Raw genomic sequence first — 14,112 nt, 5'->3', positions numbered from 1 at the left:
TTTTAAATTAAAAATAAGTAATTAATCCATTTTAAGGTAACTACTCATATATCTTTCCTGCCATTAAAATATCTGCAAATAATCTCCATGCTTGTGCGTCAACCTGAGGAATAGGAAGAGAATTATTTTTATAATAGTTCTCAAAATATTCTGTAAACATTTCTATTGACAATAAATAGTCATTAATGTTTTTATTTTCCCATTCCGCTTTGTTTATATTAAAATCCTGAATTAAAGAATCTAAAAAAAGCAGAAAGTCTGCCTTGGATTGTACATTGTCAGCTAATTCTTCTGGCCTTATGTTTTTCATATTATTACTCAATTAATATTTTAGATCCATCTTCAAGTTTTAATTCCATTGATTGGCCACTGTTAGTAGTTGTCATTTTTCTGCGAACTTCTTTGGGGTCTGGCTTTACTATATCAACTAGAGTGTATATGTAATATTCAAATTAGTTCAAACACTAGCTTTTATAAGTTTTTATGACAGCCCAATTAACCCGTTAAATAAATATTTATTTTTGCATTTTCAACTTCTGTAAACAATATATTAATATTTGCAAAGTAATTACTGATTGACTCTATAATTAATTTTGAAAGCTCAATATTTTGAGTACTTATCATTTCCGCAAAAAATATTAAATCAATAACATTTGTAGAAAGAATACTTTTCTTTCCTTGATGTTTTTTTAAATAACTTTGAATTTTTACTTCTGTGCCTTTTTTATTACCCAAAAAAAATGGTAAAAAAACACCATCAAATATTTTTGAATACCAGTCTTCTTTCAAACTTCCATCTTGCTGCAAGGCAGCGTCTGTAAATGTCATTAAGTATTCCTCATATCTACAATGAGGAATATTTTCCTTATATTTAATTAAATTCTCAGCTAAATATGCTTTTGCAAATTTTATAGGTTCAAATTTTATTTTAAGATATTCACTTCTAGTAAGAAATTTTTTTAAGGCTTCTTGATTATTTATAATCCATTTATTGGCATGAATTATATTTGATCCTTCAAGAAGTGTTTTTAGATATTCTAAAATATCTTTTTTACCGTTAATTTTTTCCATATGATCTAGCAAAGCTCCTGCTACCTCGTGGTAAATTATAATTCCGCATCATTAATTTTAATTGGTTCTGTAAATCTTTTTGAGTAAAAGATGGATTTGCCTTAAACCAAGCCTCAAAATCATTGTTCCAGCCATTGCAGTGAATCTGGGTGTGTTTTTCATTATCTATGATAGAAATTTGACGATGAATAAATGCTATCGGATCGCTAATTCCATTCTTTTTAAGCTGGTCTATAAATTTTATATTTCTCAACATTTTTTGCGGGATTAAATGATGTTCCCGTAAGCTGGCTGGACCATGACGTCGCCGCCATTCTGGAGTTGTTCTCTTTTGACCGCCAGCAGTGATGCCTGTGCATTTAATTAATCCATTTGGATCAATCCAAAATGTTGGATTCGGCGCATATTGGTAAAGGTTATCACCACCCAATAAACCGATAGGGTCTTGAAAAACAAACCTCCCCACATCCGGGCCGTAGTAACGGAAGCGGTTGTAGTGTAATCCATTTCCTCATCAAAGTACTGACCCTAGAAGCGCAGGTTCTGTATTGGCTGGTCTTCTTCCTCCTACTAGCCCTTTATTTATAAATAATGTTACTCGCCAAGTTTTATGCGTTAGACAAGTATTCACAATATGCCTTGCCTAAATTCTCTTTAATTACTACACAAATCTATCTTATTGATTCTTTAAATTCACTATATAATTTAACCCAACCATCCTCACCAAAAATTTCACCTGAAATCCCATCGCTTTCATTAACTATATTAGGCCCATCTAAAAACCCAATATGTAAATCATTTTCTTCTAACATTCTTAAAAACCTAAATAAAGATGAGTCTATTACATCTAATACAATTTGGTCTAGCAATTCCTTATTATTTATTAGATCAATATTTTTTTTCATTTCTTTGGCTATATTTGACTTTAATTTCCCCTCCTTTATCATTAAATATCTTTCAAATGCTGAGTCTCTGACCTCTTTAATTAAAAGCTCTCCAAATCTATCTAAATCTGATTTTTTCATATTACTTCTCCCACGGAATTCTGTTCGGTTTGCTTATTCCTAGCTTTCTTAATTCTATTAAACTTTTAGCAGCAAAATTTCTTGCGTCTTGCTCTGAAGCACCACCTTCTTGCAAACATTTTACTGCTATATTTGTATGTTCTTTCATTGTATTTAAAGGGCTACTTCCAACTTTACATTTGCATAATAATTTCTTGAATTCTCTTCTCTGGCATGCTGTAACAGCATCATGGTCTATGCCATTAACTTTCATCCAATCTTGCCCAAGAGAAAACATTTTATCCCTAACATCTTTATAATTTGGCAAATCTTTAAAGGCAGCTTTTGCGTGCACATGATGTCCCCCAACAGTGCCATATGAACCCGTTGATCCTGTTTCTTTTGCCAACCCCCACGGATCAATCCACCCTGTAGGATTCGGCGCGTAAGCAAACAGATTGCTTCCCCCCGCCAGCCCAATCGGATCCTGGCTGACGAACCTCCCCACATCCGGGTCGTAGTAACGGAAGCGGTTATAGTGTAAGCCGGTTTCTTCGTCGAAGTACTGACCCTGGAAGCGCAGGTTCTGTATTGGCCGGTCATCCTCCGCCTGCTCGATCCACTGCGCCCGCAGGGTATTCCCTTCCGCAACGGTATGCAAGATCGGCGGATAGCTGATCTTTACCTGCCTAAAGCTTCCGGTATGACCGCCTGCCGCACTTCTCCCGGCCGCCCCGTCTGCTGCCGGCCAGCTTTCCTGAAGAATATTCCCCCACGCCTTATAAGTGGCCTGCCAGACGATATTGCCGTCCTCATCGGTAAGTTCCCTTGGCGTACCGATCTGGTCGGTGTGGTAGTAAAGGACCCTCCATGTCTTCGGCGCGTCATCGTCTTCCGGCGTAAAAGCAAAGTTGGGACGCGGTGGCTGGGGCAGTGCGGCCGTTTTCATTTGCAGGGAAATGGCGCGCTTCTCGCGCAACAATCCCTGCATAAAGGCTTCTCTCGCCTGACGCGGATTCCAGTTCAGGTCATCGTCTTCGGCGTTTTCTTCATCGTCCCTGTCGTTTGCCTGCGCATCTCTTTCGGAGAAAGACATGAAGCCGGCGTCCCTTTCAGCTTCATTGGTCGCCCCAGTCTCTTTTTGTCCCTGCCCTGTAGCCCGCGTGGATTGGGCGTTTGCGGAGAGGCTGCCCGGCAGCCCTTTATTGATGCGGGTTTCAGAGGGGTTGCCCGCTAGCCCACTATTGTCGGGGGCTTCCGAGGGGGTATCCGCAATCCCTTTATTGATGCGGGGTTCAGAGAGGCTGCCCTGCAACCCGGTATTGACGCCGGCTTTAGTTGTATCAACTACCTGCGCCAGCGGGGCAAAGCTATCGGCTTCGTAGAGATAGAGAATGCTTCTGCCCTGGCGGTGTTCCGAGAGCAGGCGGTTACCGTCCCAGTCGTAGCGCGTCCGGCTTGGGGTTCGTTGGCTTAGGCTTTGCCGGCCTGACTTTTGCCGGTCTTGAACATGGACCGTGCATTTATCCAAACGCCGGCCGAAGGCGTCATACCGGTAGCGGGTGCGGGTGGTCTGCGCGCGGCCGCGGAGGGTGCGGGTGACGATGGCTTCCTGCAGCTGGTGTTCAACATCCCAGACAAGACGGATATGCGTGTGTTTGGCGATCCTCTTTTCAATGAGGTTGCCGTGGGTGTCGTAGCGGTAACGGATGTCGCCAAAGACTTCCAGGCGGTTGTTCCGGAGGATGCCCTGTCCTGTAGCCGGCGTGGATTGGGCGTTTGCGGAGAGGCTGCCCGCCAGCCCACTGTTGTCGGGGATTTCAAGGGCGCTATCCTGCAGCCCGGTATTGTCGGGGGATTGCGGAGCGCTGCCTGGCAGCGCCTTGACCGGCATGAGGTTATGCGCCGGGTCAAAGGCAAAGCGTTCTTCCAGGGCGCCGGTCGTCGCGCGGATTAAGCGGCCGAGCGCATCGTAGGCGTAGCGGGTGGGGCCGGCGATGAGATCGTCGATGCCGGTGAGGTTGCCGGCCGCATCGTAGGCATAGCGGCGGCCGAGCACTTCGTCGCCGGCGTGCGGGTCGGGAAGCTCACCCGGGAATGAGGCGCCGGCCCGGGGGTCGGGCGAAGTCTGCGGATGCGCCCCGCGCCGTGCGGCAGAAAGCGGGGAGGCGGACATTGCGCCGGAAAGCGGATCGGCGCCGGAATGGGTTCGATGGGTACGATAGGTACGATAGGCGGTCTGTTCGACCGGCCGGCCGAGGGCATCGTACGTGGTGCGACGGGTGAGCGCCCCCTGGCTGCGGGTGATTTCCCGGTGCAGGGCGTCGCGTTCGATGTCGCAGACAGGGTGACCGTCCAGACTGATCTGGTGTAGGTGGCCGGAGCCGTAGTAGAGCCAGCGCAGGTTGCGCCCGTCCGGCAGGGTGGTGGCGATGCGGTTGCCGAGGGCGTCATAGGCGTGATGCAAGATAGCGGCATCCCCCTCGCCGTGGCGCTCTTCCCGGATCAGGCGGCCGAGCGGGTCGTAAGCTAAGGTGATGCGAGCGCCTTCGTCATTGGTCGCTTCGATCAGCCGTCCGGCGACATCGTAGGCGTAGCGGGTGCTTTTGTGCTGGGGTACGGCGCGCCCGTCGGCGAGCAGGATGTGGCCGGCGACTTGTTTGGCGAGAAGATGCCCGGCGTGATCGCGTTCGTAGCGGGTGAGCAGGGTGTGCCCCGGCGGGGGGACAAGCGGCGCGTCGATGTCGGCGGGAAGAAGTCCCCAGGGGTCTTCGATGGTGGGGATGCCGCGCTGCGGCGGCAGGATGCCGGGCGAGGCTTCGGGGCGTGTGTGCTGCGGGGGTTGGGCGCTCTGTTCGAGCCTTTCCTGGGCGCTGAGGGCGCCGGCTTCGAGGCGGGCAGTGAGCAGTCCGGTAGCATCATACCGGTAGCGGGTGTGGCGGGCATCGAATCCGGTTTCGGCAATGAGCCGGTCAAGGGCGTCGTAGGTAAAGTCGTAGCGCGCGCCGTTTTCGTTAAGGAGGCCGCTGAGCCGGCGGGCTGAATCGTATTCGTAGGTGAGGGCGCCGCCTGAGGCGTTGGTGCGTTGCAGGGGGCGGCCGTCGGCATCAAGGGTGTAGCCGGTGCGGGCGCCGGAAGGGTCGGTGTAGGCAACAAGACGCCCGGCCTCATCGTAGGTGAAGTGTTCCTGACGCCCGTCGGGGTGGGTCAGCGAAAGGAGGCGGCCGAGGGGGTCGTGTTTGTAGCCGGTGGTCTGACCCAGGGCGTCGGTGATTTCGCTGAGGTGGCCCCAGGCGTCGTAGGCATAGCGGGTGGTTTGCCCGGAGCAGTCGGTGTAGGCGGTAATCTGGCCGGCGTCGTTGTATTGCAGGGTTTTGGTTTTGCCGAGGGCGTCGGTGATGGCAACCGGCAGGCCACGGGCGTCGTAGGCGTAGCGGGTGGTCTGGCCGAGGGCGTCGGTGACTTCGGCGAGGTTGCCAACCTCGTCGTACCGGTAACGGGTGGTGGCGCCGTTTTCGTCGGTCAGCCGGTCAAGCTGACCGCTCGTCTCGTCGTAGTTAAGGGTGATTTCCGGCGAAGATGCGCCGGAAGATGCGGGGAGTCGGATGCGCGTGGGCCGGCCAGAGGCGTCGTAGGCGTAGGTGGTCTTGCGGCCGGCCGGGTCGGTGAGGCCGATGAGGTTGCCGAAGGCGTCGATTTCGCGGACGGTGCGCCCGCCCAGGGCGTCGGTGTGTCCTGTCCATTCGCGATGCCGGTCGAAGCGGAAGATTTGCCGGCGCCCGAGTTGGTCGGTGACCAGGGTGCGCGCGCGCCGGTAGTCAAAGTCGTAGTGTTCGCCCGTGCTCGAATGGCTGCTTAAAACCCGGCCCTGCGGGCTTTCTTGGTCGTAGGTGTATTCAACCCGTACTCCGCCAGAATGTGTGTGGGCGGTGAGGATGTGCCGGCGGTATTCAAAGCGGCGGTGTATCCGGCCCAGACGGTCGCGCACGCTGATCAAGTCGCCCGCTTCGTTGTAGGCGTAGGTGACCAGCGGTTGTGGCGGCAGGCCGATGGGCGGCGGGGTGTCCCAGGCGCCGGGGCCGGCGATGAGGTCGATGCGCGTGAGGCGCTTGGCTGCCGGTGTGGCGTCGGCCTGTTGCGGCAGGGTCTCAAAATGCAGCGCCAGAATGCGCCCGGCGCTGTCGGTGATGCGTTCGGGTAGAGCGCCGACCGGGTCGTAGTGGATGCGGATGATGTTGTCGTTGCGGTCGATGATGGCGCGCAGGGGGTGGCGTTTGTCGCCTTCGGCAAGTCGGCCGAAGAGCAGGTGCCGGGACTGGTCGGGGGTGGAGAGTTCGAACCAGCCCGCTTGCAGGCACTTTAGGGTGACTTGTTCGTAGTCGTGAAAGTGCTGCTCGCCCGGCCGCAGCGGCGGGAAGAGGATTTCGCGCCCGAATTCGTCAACCAGGGTGAGCGTTTTGCCGCGCGGGCTGCGCTTTTCCTCAATGAACAGGCTCAGCGGCGTGCTCCAGCCTTGGCCCAGCCAGCCGATATGGGCGTTACTCGATACGTAGCTGCGCTGCCAGGGGAGGGGAAGAGGCGCCGGCAGGTCGAAGTCGAGGTCTTCTTCTCCGGCCTGCACCTTGACGCCCAGCACCGGGTTGACCGGGTTGCCGACCTGCGGACACAGGACGCAGGTCGGACTGGGCCGCGTGCCGGGCGTGCTGGAGTCATTTTTGCCCGGGGCTTTGGGCGGCTTTTTGGGGATGTCCTTGTCGTTGCCGTTCTTGAATTTTTTCTTGTAGTTCTTGAGTTTTTTGATGGCAGCGGCGAGGTCGTCGCCTTTGCTGACGCCGGCTTTAACAAGCAGCTGCGCGCCTTTGGCGGCAGTGCCGGCGCCCATGGTGGCAGCGACCAGGGCAACCTGCTCGGCGGCTATGCCCAGCATGACGCCCATCGCTTCGCAGCCTTTGCCGTTCTTGACCATTTCTTCGACTTGTTCGGCCATGCTGCACAGGGTGCCCTGCATCATGTCGGCGGCAAAGTCCATCAGGTCTTCCATGGTGATGGAGCCATTGCGCAACCCTTCGATCACGCCAACGACCTGTTTGCCGGATTCGTAAGCCTGTTGGCCGAATTGCTTCAGGCCGTCGATGGCTGCGCCGGCGGTGCCGATGGGATCGGAGAAGAAACTTTTGATGCCGCCCCAGAGGCCTTCGAGCAGGCCGCCGGCGGCCTGTACGTCGCCAGCGATCTGGTTCCATGCGCCGGAGATTGCGTTCTTGCCGCAGCCGACCGGATCGGCAAACAAGCGATCCTTGCCGGCCACGCCCAGCGCTGACAGGTTGGTTTTGAGCTGTTCCCAACAGGCTTTGTCGGCAATGGCGTCCGCCGGATTGACGCCCGTGTAGACCTTGGCCGGGGCATTGCCTTTGTTGATGATGCCCGCATGACCGTGAAAGACGGCAAAGCCCTGGTCGATGTGCAGCGTGTTCGACCATTCGGTCGGCTCGAACTCGTCCATGTAGGTGTTGCTGAGCACGCCTTTGCCTTTGCCTGCTTCTCCGCCGCGGCTTACGGGGACGCGCGATACGCTGATGAAGTAGTCGTTCTTGCGTCCGTTGGACTGGTTGGCGGTGTGTATGGCTTCGTCGAAATAGGCAACAGTCCAGTACGGGACGGGAACGCCTTTGTTCGGTTTCTGTGGGGTGTATTTCCAGTCGGGCGCTTTGGCGACTGCGATGTGTTCGTGGCGTTTTTCCGCCTGCTCAGGAGTAGACATGCTTTGTCCTCAACGCGCCATCAGGCTCAGACTGGCCTGTTTCCAGTGATCCGCCGGGGTGGTTAGCCGCCAGACCAAGGTCGCTACGCGGCGGTCGAGGTCGATGTTGACGCCGCTTAAGTCCATGTCCAGCGATACGATGATGTTGTCGTGATCAACCATCAGCGCGGTGGCTTCCCAGTCCGGCAGACGGAATGTATAAATTTCTTCCTGCAGCAGGCCGGAAAGGGCAATTTTTTCATCCCCGCGCAGAAATCCCTGCGCCTGCTGGTCATCCGGCGCACAGTTGAAAAAGCGCAGATCGAAATCGGCGGGTAAGTGCGGTGCGACTGTTTGCCGCCAGGTTTCGTCCGTGGTGCCGATGCGCTCAACGCGCGGTGCCCAGTCGCCCGGAATCGGGCCAAACCCGTAGGTGTGACCCTTCCCCGGCGTGTCCGGTAGGATGTCGCGCGGCCCTAGAAGCTGCGGCGCCGGCCATTCGCGATCCGTTTCCCAGCGGTGGCGGCCGACGTATCCGCGACCAATAGGGTTGGGCGCCCAGACGTCCCGCTTTTCATCGTCACGGGTCGGGCGTTCTCCGCCGTAGGCCAGTTCATACAAAAGCGGCACGGAGGTTGTACGCTGCGGAGGGGAGAGCTTCCATCCTCCGATCATCCGGTGATGCCATGTACGCGGGCCTGTCAGTTGAATAATCTTGTGAATGTTGCCCACTTTCATTCCGGCCAGCCAGTGTTCGGCTGCAGCGCCTTTGGGCGCCTTTGCCTGACCGATGATGACGACATCCGTGTTCAGGCGGCGGGGGATGAGGTCGGTGGCCGCCAATAAGCTGGATGCGCCTGGTTCTCCGGCATAGCGATCCCCCAGTTCGATGGGGTCGTGTTCTTCGCGCAGACGTAGCGTGCCACGCGGGGTGAGGTCAAAACTGGCTTTGACCGCAAGGCAAAAATATTCCCTGTCATCGTACAGTTCGGTCTCAAAACCGAAAGCCGGATAGGGAGTCTCGTTGAAAAGATGTACGGTCATGGTGCGCCGCGGCAATCAGTTCATGTCAATGATTTTGCCATCCACATCCACAATGGTGGCGCCAAGGATCTTGATTTTGTCACCGCGGATCATGATCGTCCCATCCTTTTTCAGGGTAATGGACGATCCGCCGCATACCAGGCTGATTTCTTCTCCCGCCTGGTGCGCCATGACTGTGCCGGCGCTCGTACTGATGGTTTTGCCCGATTCCAGCGTGTAGGCGGAACCCACGGTGGTGGAATATTTGACGCCGACGTTATGCATATGCATAAACCCGACGTTGCTTATCCAGGCTGCGCCGACATTGAGGTTGTAGGCTGCGCCGATATTGGTCATCTGCGCAATGCCCACATTCTTCAGGCTGGTCAGGCCTATCGTTTCCTGCTTGTTAGATCCGACCCTCAAATTCTGGTTAACCCCGATCTTAACCTTTTCGTTTTTGCCGACTGATTCGGAGCGGTTGACACCGATACGGATGGATTCATTCTTCCCGACGCTTTCATTACGGTTATCGCCGATGGAAATGGTCTCGTTGTGATCGACGCGTTCTTTCCGGTTCTGATGGATGGTAATGGTCTCATCAAGATCAACTTCCTCCGTGCGCCAGCCATGCACATTGATCTTTTCATTACGATCGACCACTTCCGTTCTGTCGCGGTGAATGGTGTTGAACTCGTCGCGGTCGATCTCCTTTCTGCGATCCTGTCCCACCCATTTGTCTTCGTCGCGCTCCACTTCGGTGAGCTGGTCTTGCTGGGCGTGCAGCCAGAGTTGTTCGGCGCCGGCCTTGTCTTCAAAGCGCAGGGCGTTGGCCGCGCCGGCGCCGTCACGCAGTCCTTCTCCGGGCGCGCCGCCTTTGCTCGAGCGGGTGAGAAAGCCCGATTGGGTCTTGTTGGCCGGCAATTCCCACGGAGGCATTTGAGCGGCGTTATAGACCCGTCCGGTAATGAGCGGACGATCCGGGTCGCCGTATTCGTAATCGACAATGACTTCCTGGCCGATGCGCGGGATGTGGATGCCGCCGAAGTTGCTCCCCGCCCAGGGACTGGCTACCCGGATCCAGCAGGAGTCGCTGCCGTCTTTCTTGCCGTAACGATCCCAGTGGAAATGCACCTTGACCCGGCCGTATTCGTCGGTATGGATTTCTTCTCCGGCCGGGCCGACAACGACAGCGGTCTCCGGCCCGCGGGCGCGCGGGCGCGCGGGCCGCTCCGCGCCAGCGGCCGGTAGCCTTTGTCGGCCGGCTGGGCCTTGACGATGACCTGGTAGCCGGCTTCTTCCCGTTCCCCCCAGGCCTCGTAATCGTTGTCAGTGGCCCGGTAGTCGGCGCGGACGACGAGTAGTTCGCGGTTTTGTTCTTCCCGCGGGTGGTTCCTTAGGGTGAAGCGGTAGCCGGGCAGGGCGCCGCGTACTTTGCCGGTGAGGGTGATGAGATCCTGCCCGGCTTGCAGGGCTTCCAGTCGAGCGATGGCGTACTGCTCGCCCTCTCCCGGGTCGGTGTAGTTGCCAGGGTAGGCGTATCTTTCGTATTGGTCAAAGAGGTGGCCGCGCGGGTCGCTATGGCCGGTGGTGAGGTCTTTGGCCGGTTTTTTGAAGTCGTAGTCGCCCTGGGTGTAGCGCCCCGGTTCAGGGCGGCGGGAGAGGTTCCAGTCCCAGTAGTGATCTTCGTCTTCGCGCGCTTCGTCCGGCGGGCAGTAGAGGACGTTTTCGTAGCCAGGGTAGGTGTCCGGGGTGGTGAAGTGGTCGGCAATGATGAGTCTCTCGCCGCCCTTTTTGTGTTCGAACCAGTAGTAGAGACCTTCGTGGGCAAGTAGCCGTTCGAGGAATTCAAGGTCGGTTTCGCCGTACTGGACTTTGTATTCCCAGCGTTTGAGCGCGTTTTTGGTACGCCAGTCGTGGCGGATGGCGTGTTTGCCAAGGAGCTCTTCGGCAATTTCCTTGACGGTGAGGTTTTGCCAGATGCGAAAGTCGCTGGTGCGTCCGGCATGCCAGAGTTTGGGGGATAGATGCGCTTCGTAGCGGTAGTAGCGCCCGGCTTTGCCCAAGGCGCCCATGCGGACAATCTGGCCGCTGAAGTAGCGTTTGGCGCCCCCCGCAGCGAGTAGTTCTACACTGCCCGCTTCCCCCAACAGTTTCTGGCAGTCGATCTGGCCGTCTTCGCTGATGAGCCGGACGCGGATCCGGTAGAGGGTGCTGAGCGCTTCTGTCCCTTCTAGCCAGACCGCTTTGAGCTTTCCCCCTCCTCCCAGGTGCGCTGTCAGTAGTCGGTTCATGGGAGATCCTTTCCTTTTTTGTCAGATGTGTCGGTGGGTGCGGGAAATTCTTGGTAGCCTCCAGGACATCCATTTTTGGCGTTGCGCCTAGACGGCCTGAACGCTCAGACTCTTGTGCCAAATGGGAACAATTCGATTATAAAGAAATCTGTCCCGTGACTCCTGCTAATATTTGGCATGGCATGCCTGCTTTGAGCATGACTTACGGTTTTTTCCAGTTCATCCACACGTGGTCGCCCGTGCGCACGATGGGGCGGCCATTGACATAGACGCTGGCGCTTTTGTCGATGTTGTGGCTGATCTTGATGTGTGTCTGGCTGACCACGCCCTTGCCCGCACCTGGCTCGTCACCACGCACGTTGTCCACATAGCTTTCGTTGTGCAAGTAGGCGGCCTTGCCGCGAAAGAAGACGTTGGGCGAGACCTGCTCGCTCTGATCCATTTTGTGCGTGATGACGTAGGGCACGGGGTAGCCGCTCTTGTTGGGCGTCAGGCAGACGTCAGGCAGGAAACTGATCAGGACGAATCGGGCGTCCTTGGCTGTGGCGGATTCGGTGGACATAACTAGCTGAGCATGAACGGTCTCATTTTGGGCTTACGAGAGTCCCAGTGTCCTCGAGTAAATAGCGCTAGTGCCTTATTATTCTCGTCGTTATCATGAAAACCAGTCAGCGAAATTCCCAGCTTGAAAAAAAACAAAAATCCAAAATATAAAAAGACTTCATGATCTAGGCTGATTAGCTTTCTTAAAACCGACCTCGATTCATCGGAGAAGATATTTATTTCCTCAAGGTAAATTTCCTGCATTTGGCGTCCAAAACCAATATGGTCGACCTGCATTTTATCTGAGTACGCTACGTTCATGAATGAGCGAAATTCTACAGCCTTGCCTTGATGATTGGTTGATTCTGTTTCACTGGGGCCTAATAATTGGGCCACCTCCGCTGGCGTCATGCCAAACCTTATTGCATTGGTGCCAATATAAGGTTGAATATAAAATTTTGTGCGCTCATTCATTTTATTAATCCGTGTTTCTCCAAACATTTGAAATATTCAAGCATTTCCTGTAATGCCTCATTGTATTTTTTTGGGTCTTTGATCTCTTTTGCTACTCTACGTACGTCTTTCACCTCTTGTGCCATTGCATCACGCAATTTTCCGTTATTGATCAAATCGGCAATAAATTCTCTGTACTCTAGTGATCCTGCCATTTGTCCATTGCTGGAAGTTCTGGCGTGATCCTTAGGATCCATTTGTATCGCCGGCCCGTCGTTAGGATGCAGTTGTGGGTTAGCATCTTTTGCCGGTATGTGATGAGAGTCTTTTCCGTCATTTACTAGTTTTCTTGTCTTACTGTGCGCGCCGCCGCGATACGGGCCTTTACCACTACCTTGCTTTAAGTGATCACAAGGACCTCGGTGCTTTGGTCCATCAACTTTACCACCGCTGCCTTTACTTGAAGCCTTCTTGACATCCTTGGTCGCCTCTGCTGCTTTTTCTCCTTTCTTGAACACGCCGGTAGCTTTGGCGCCCTTTTTGAGCAGTTTGGCACCCTTGCCTGCGGGAATCAACTCCCACACCTGCGTAGGCACGAACACTTCAATGACAGCTTTGCCCAGCGCTCCTACGGCCATGACCAGCCTATTGTCGCCTTTGCTTTCGACCCAATCATCGATATTCTGGTTGACACGGTCAACTCCGCGCTCCATAAAGTTCTTTTCTTCGGTCGTCTCTGCGGTAACCGGTGGCCTGGCATTCCCTCCTAGGGGGCCTGTTTCGGTTTTTGGGCAGACGATGCCGCAGGTGTTGCCAGTCGGCCCTGGTCTGCGGTAGTGGTTGGGCTTGATTCTGGACTTCTGTACAGGGCTCACAAGCAAATCTCCAGTACGCGCACGTCTGCCTTGGCAGCTATCGTCATGCGCCAGATGCTCGACAGGGTCATTTCCTTGAGGTTGAGCACAAGGGTGTCCTGATACATGGCTCTGGGCAAAATGGGGCCTGCATGCAGTCTGACCCTGATAAAGGGGTGCTCCTGTGGCAGCTTGGCACGCCATGTCTGCTGTCCTGCAGTCAGGCCGGCCAGTACCAGTTCTTCTCCGCCCAGCGGGTAGTCGATCTGCTGATCCTCGGGGGCGCAGTTCCAATAGCCAAAGTCAAAGTCCAGCGGTAGCTTCGGCCAGCGCGTTTCCTTCCACGCCTGATCGTAAACACCCGCTTTTTGCCTTCTGGGCCGCCACCATTTGCCCACGGGCCCTACCCCTACTGCGGGGTATTGCATGGCGCTGGCCTGCCGGTTGCCGAAGGGGTTCTTAAACTCTTCGATTTGCGGCCCGTCTACATCGGCAACATGGTGTTTTTTCAGCCAGTCCTTGTCTACCCAGCCCGTGCCCAAGGGATTGGCTTCATGGGGTGACCAGATTTCCGGTTCCTGATTGCCTGACAATTGCAATGGCCACTGGCACGTTCCCCCGTAGGCATTCTCCCAGCGCAAGGGGACTTCGGTGGCTTTCTCCGGTTCGGTGACTCTCCAGCCCAGTAGACTGCGCTCCACGTAACGCGGGCCTGTGACGGTGAGTATTTTCTGCCAGTCGCCAATACGGATGCCCACAGGCCAGCGGGTGTGCGGCTTGCCTTCGGGCGCATAAGCCGTAGCATGGGCCAGCAGGATGTCGCATTTGGGCTTGTAGGGGGCGAAGTCGCTTTCCTGAATGCAGCTGCTGCTGGCAGGTTCGCCATAAAACTGGTCGGTTTCGACCAGTGGTATTTGCGCTTGTGCCAAGACAGGCGTACCGCTTTCATCCAGCCGGCTCAGGTTATAGGTGATGCGGGTGGCAATGACATGAAACACTTCATCGTCTACATCCATCATCTGGTAGTACTGGCTGGGATAGGGCGTGTGGTTGCGCACCTCGGGCAGGGGGGCAGCCTGTACCGGCGCGGGCAGCAACAGGTCGGGACCATTCATGTTGGCGCTCTTTGC

Annotated in this window: 12 protein-coding genes and 2 pseudogenes; all 14 read right to left on the bottom strand. The window is 54.7% G+C overall.

All coding sequences use genetic code 11. The features are described 5' to 3' along the window. Positions 1-40: 40 nt before the first annotated feature. Entirely contained in the window at positions 41-310 is a 270-nt protein-coding gene (locus tag ABCS64_RS06565) for a DUF7660 family protein (protein ID WP_418891072.1), read from the bottom strand. A 185-nt stretch (positions 311-495) separates the two neighbouring features. Continuing rightward, positions 496-1,071 carry a hypothetical protein gene (locus tag ABCS64_RS06560; protein WP_418891071.1) on the bottom strand — a complete coding sequence of 192 codons (576 nt, stop codon included), beginning with the start codon at positions 1,069-1,071 and terminating at the stop codon, positions 496-498. After that, complete coding sequence (locus ABCS64_RS06555; RefSeq protein ID WP_418891900.1) at positions 1,058-1,420, bottom strand: DUF2380 domain-containing protein; 363 nt, start codon at positions 1,418-1,420, stop codon at positions 1,058-1,060. The genes ABCS64_RS06560 and ABCS64_RS06555 overlap by 14 nt, the downstream gene beginning before the upstream one ends. Before the next feature lie 27 nt (positions 1,421-1,447). Further along, positions 1,448-1,567 (bottom strand): annotated as a pseudogene (locus tag ABCS64_RS06550) (RHS repeat-associated core domain-containing protein); the annotation flags it as partial. Positions 1,568-1,742: 175 nt separating this feature from the next. Further along, a complete protein-coding gene (locus ABCS64_RS06545) occupies positions 1,743-2,096 on the bottom strand; it encodes a hypothetical protein (RefSeq protein ID WP_418891070.1) in 354 nt (117 codons plus the stop codon). A gap of 1 nt (position 2,097) precedes the next feature. Beyond that, positions 2,098-7,836, bottom strand: coding sequence for an RHS repeat-associated core domain-containing protein (locus tag ABCS64_RS06540; protein ID WP_418891069.1), 5,739 nt, complete (start codon positions 7,834-7,836; stop codon positions 2,098-2,100). A gap of 9 nt (positions 7,837-7,845) precedes the next feature. Next, positions 7,846-8,859 carry a DUF2169 family type VI secretion system accessory protein gene (locus ABCS64_RS06535; RefSeq protein WP_418891068.1) on the bottom strand — a complete coding sequence of 338 codons (1,014 nt, stop codon included), beginning with the start codon at positions 8,857-8,859 and terminating at the stop codon, positions 7,846-7,848. A 15-nt stretch (positions 8,860-8,874) separates the two neighbouring features. Beyond that, positions 8,875-9,570, bottom strand: coding sequence for a bacteriophage T4 gp5 trimerisation domain-containing protein (locus ABCS64_RS06530; RefSeq protein WP_418891899.1), 696 nt, complete (start codon positions 9,568-9,570; stop codon positions 8,875-8,877). A gap of 42 nt (positions 9,571-9,612) precedes the next feature. Next, positions 9,613-10,011, bottom strand: a pseudogene (tssI, locus tag ABCS64_RS06525) (type VI secretion system tip protein TssI/VgrG); the annotation flags it as partial. After that, positions 9,909-11,132 carry a type VI secretion system Vgr family protein gene (locus tag ABCS64_RS06520; RefSeq protein WP_418891067.1) on the bottom strand — a complete coding sequence of 408 codons (1,224 nt, stop codon included), beginning with the start codon at positions 11,130-11,132 and terminating at the stop codon, positions 9,909-9,911. The gene ABCS64_RS06520 and the pseudogene tssI, both read right to left, overlap by 103 nt. Positions 11,133-11,334: 202 nt before the next feature. Next, positions 11,335-11,694 carry a DUF4150 domain-containing protein gene (locus ABCS64_RS06515; protein ID WP_418891066.1) on the bottom strand — a complete coding sequence of 120 codons (360 nt, stop codon included), beginning with the start codon at positions 11,692-11,694 and terminating at the stop codon, positions 11,335-11,337. A 2-nt stretch (positions 11,695-11,696) separates the two neighbouring features. Next, complete coding sequence (locus ABCS64_RS06510; RefSeq protein WP_418891065.1) at positions 11,697-12,149, bottom strand: hypothetical protein; 453 nt, start codon at positions 12,147-12,149, stop codon at positions 11,697-11,699. Continuing rightward, the gene (locus tag ABCS64_RS06505; protein ID WP_418891064.1) at positions 12,146-13,003 is read right to left on the bottom strand and encodes a hypothetical protein; all 858 of its coding nucleotides are present in this window, start codon (positions 13,001-13,003) and stop codon (positions 12,146-12,148) included. The genes ABCS64_RS06510 and ABCS64_RS06505 overlap by 4 nt, the downstream gene beginning before the upstream one ends. Beyond that, positions 13,000-14,097, bottom strand: a complete 1,098-nt coding sequence (locus tag ABCS64_RS06500; protein WP_418891063.1) for a DUF2169 family type VI secretion system accessory protein — start codon at positions 14,095-14,097, stop codon at positions 13,000-13,002. The genes ABCS64_RS06505 and ABCS64_RS06500 overlap by 4 nt, the downstream gene beginning before the upstream one ends. Positions 14,098-14,112: the final 15 nt, after the last annotated feature.

Origin of the sequence: Dentiradicibacter hellwigii (assembly GCF_041770905.1) — a bacterium.
Lineage (GTDB): Bacteria > Pseudomonadota > Gammaproteobacteria > Burkholderiales > Rhodocyclaceae > Propionivibrio > Propionivibrio hellwigii.
Note: the sequence above shows the minus strand (reverse complement) of the source record. Positions and strands in the feature narration are given on the sequence as shown.

Bases quoted from the DNA above. Each gene is read 5' to 3' on its own strand.
- ABCS64_RS06565 (WP_418891072.1), bottom strand. From the start codon at position 310: ATGAAAAACATAAGGCCAGAAGAATTAGCTGACAATGTACAATCCAAG.
- ABCS64_RS06560 (WP_418891071.1), bottom strand. From the start codon at position 1,071: ATGGAAAAAATTAACGGTAAAAAAGATATTTTAGAATATCTAAAAACA.
- ABCS64_RS06545 (WP_418891070.1), bottom strand. From the start codon at position 2,096: ATGAAAAAATCAGATTTAGATAGATTTGGAGAGCTTTTAATTAAAGAG.
- ABCS64_RS06540 (WP_418891069.1), bottom strand. From the start codon at position 7,836: ATGTCTACTCCTGAGCAGGCGGAAAAACGCCACGAACACATCGCAGTC.
- ABCS64_RS06535 (WP_418891068.1), bottom strand. From the start codon at position 8,859: ATGACCGTACATCTTTTCAACGAGACTCCCTATCCGGCTTTCGGTTTT.
- ABCS64_RS06520 (WP_418891067.1), bottom strand. From the start codon at position 11,132: ATGAACCGACTACTGACAGCGCACCTGGGAGGAGGGGGAAAGCTCAAA.
- ABCS64_RS06515 (WP_418891066.1), bottom strand. From the start codon at position 11,694: ATGTCCACCGAATCCGCCACAGCCAAGGACGCCCGATTCGTCCTGATC.
- ABCS64_RS06510 (WP_418891065.1), bottom strand. From the start codon at position 12,149: ATGAATGAGCGCACAAAATTTTATATTCAACCTTATATTGGCACCAAT.
- ABCS64_RS06500 (WP_418891063.1), bottom strand. From the start codon at position 14,097: ATGAATGGTCCCGACCTGTTGCTGCCCGCGCCGGTACAGGCTGCCCCC.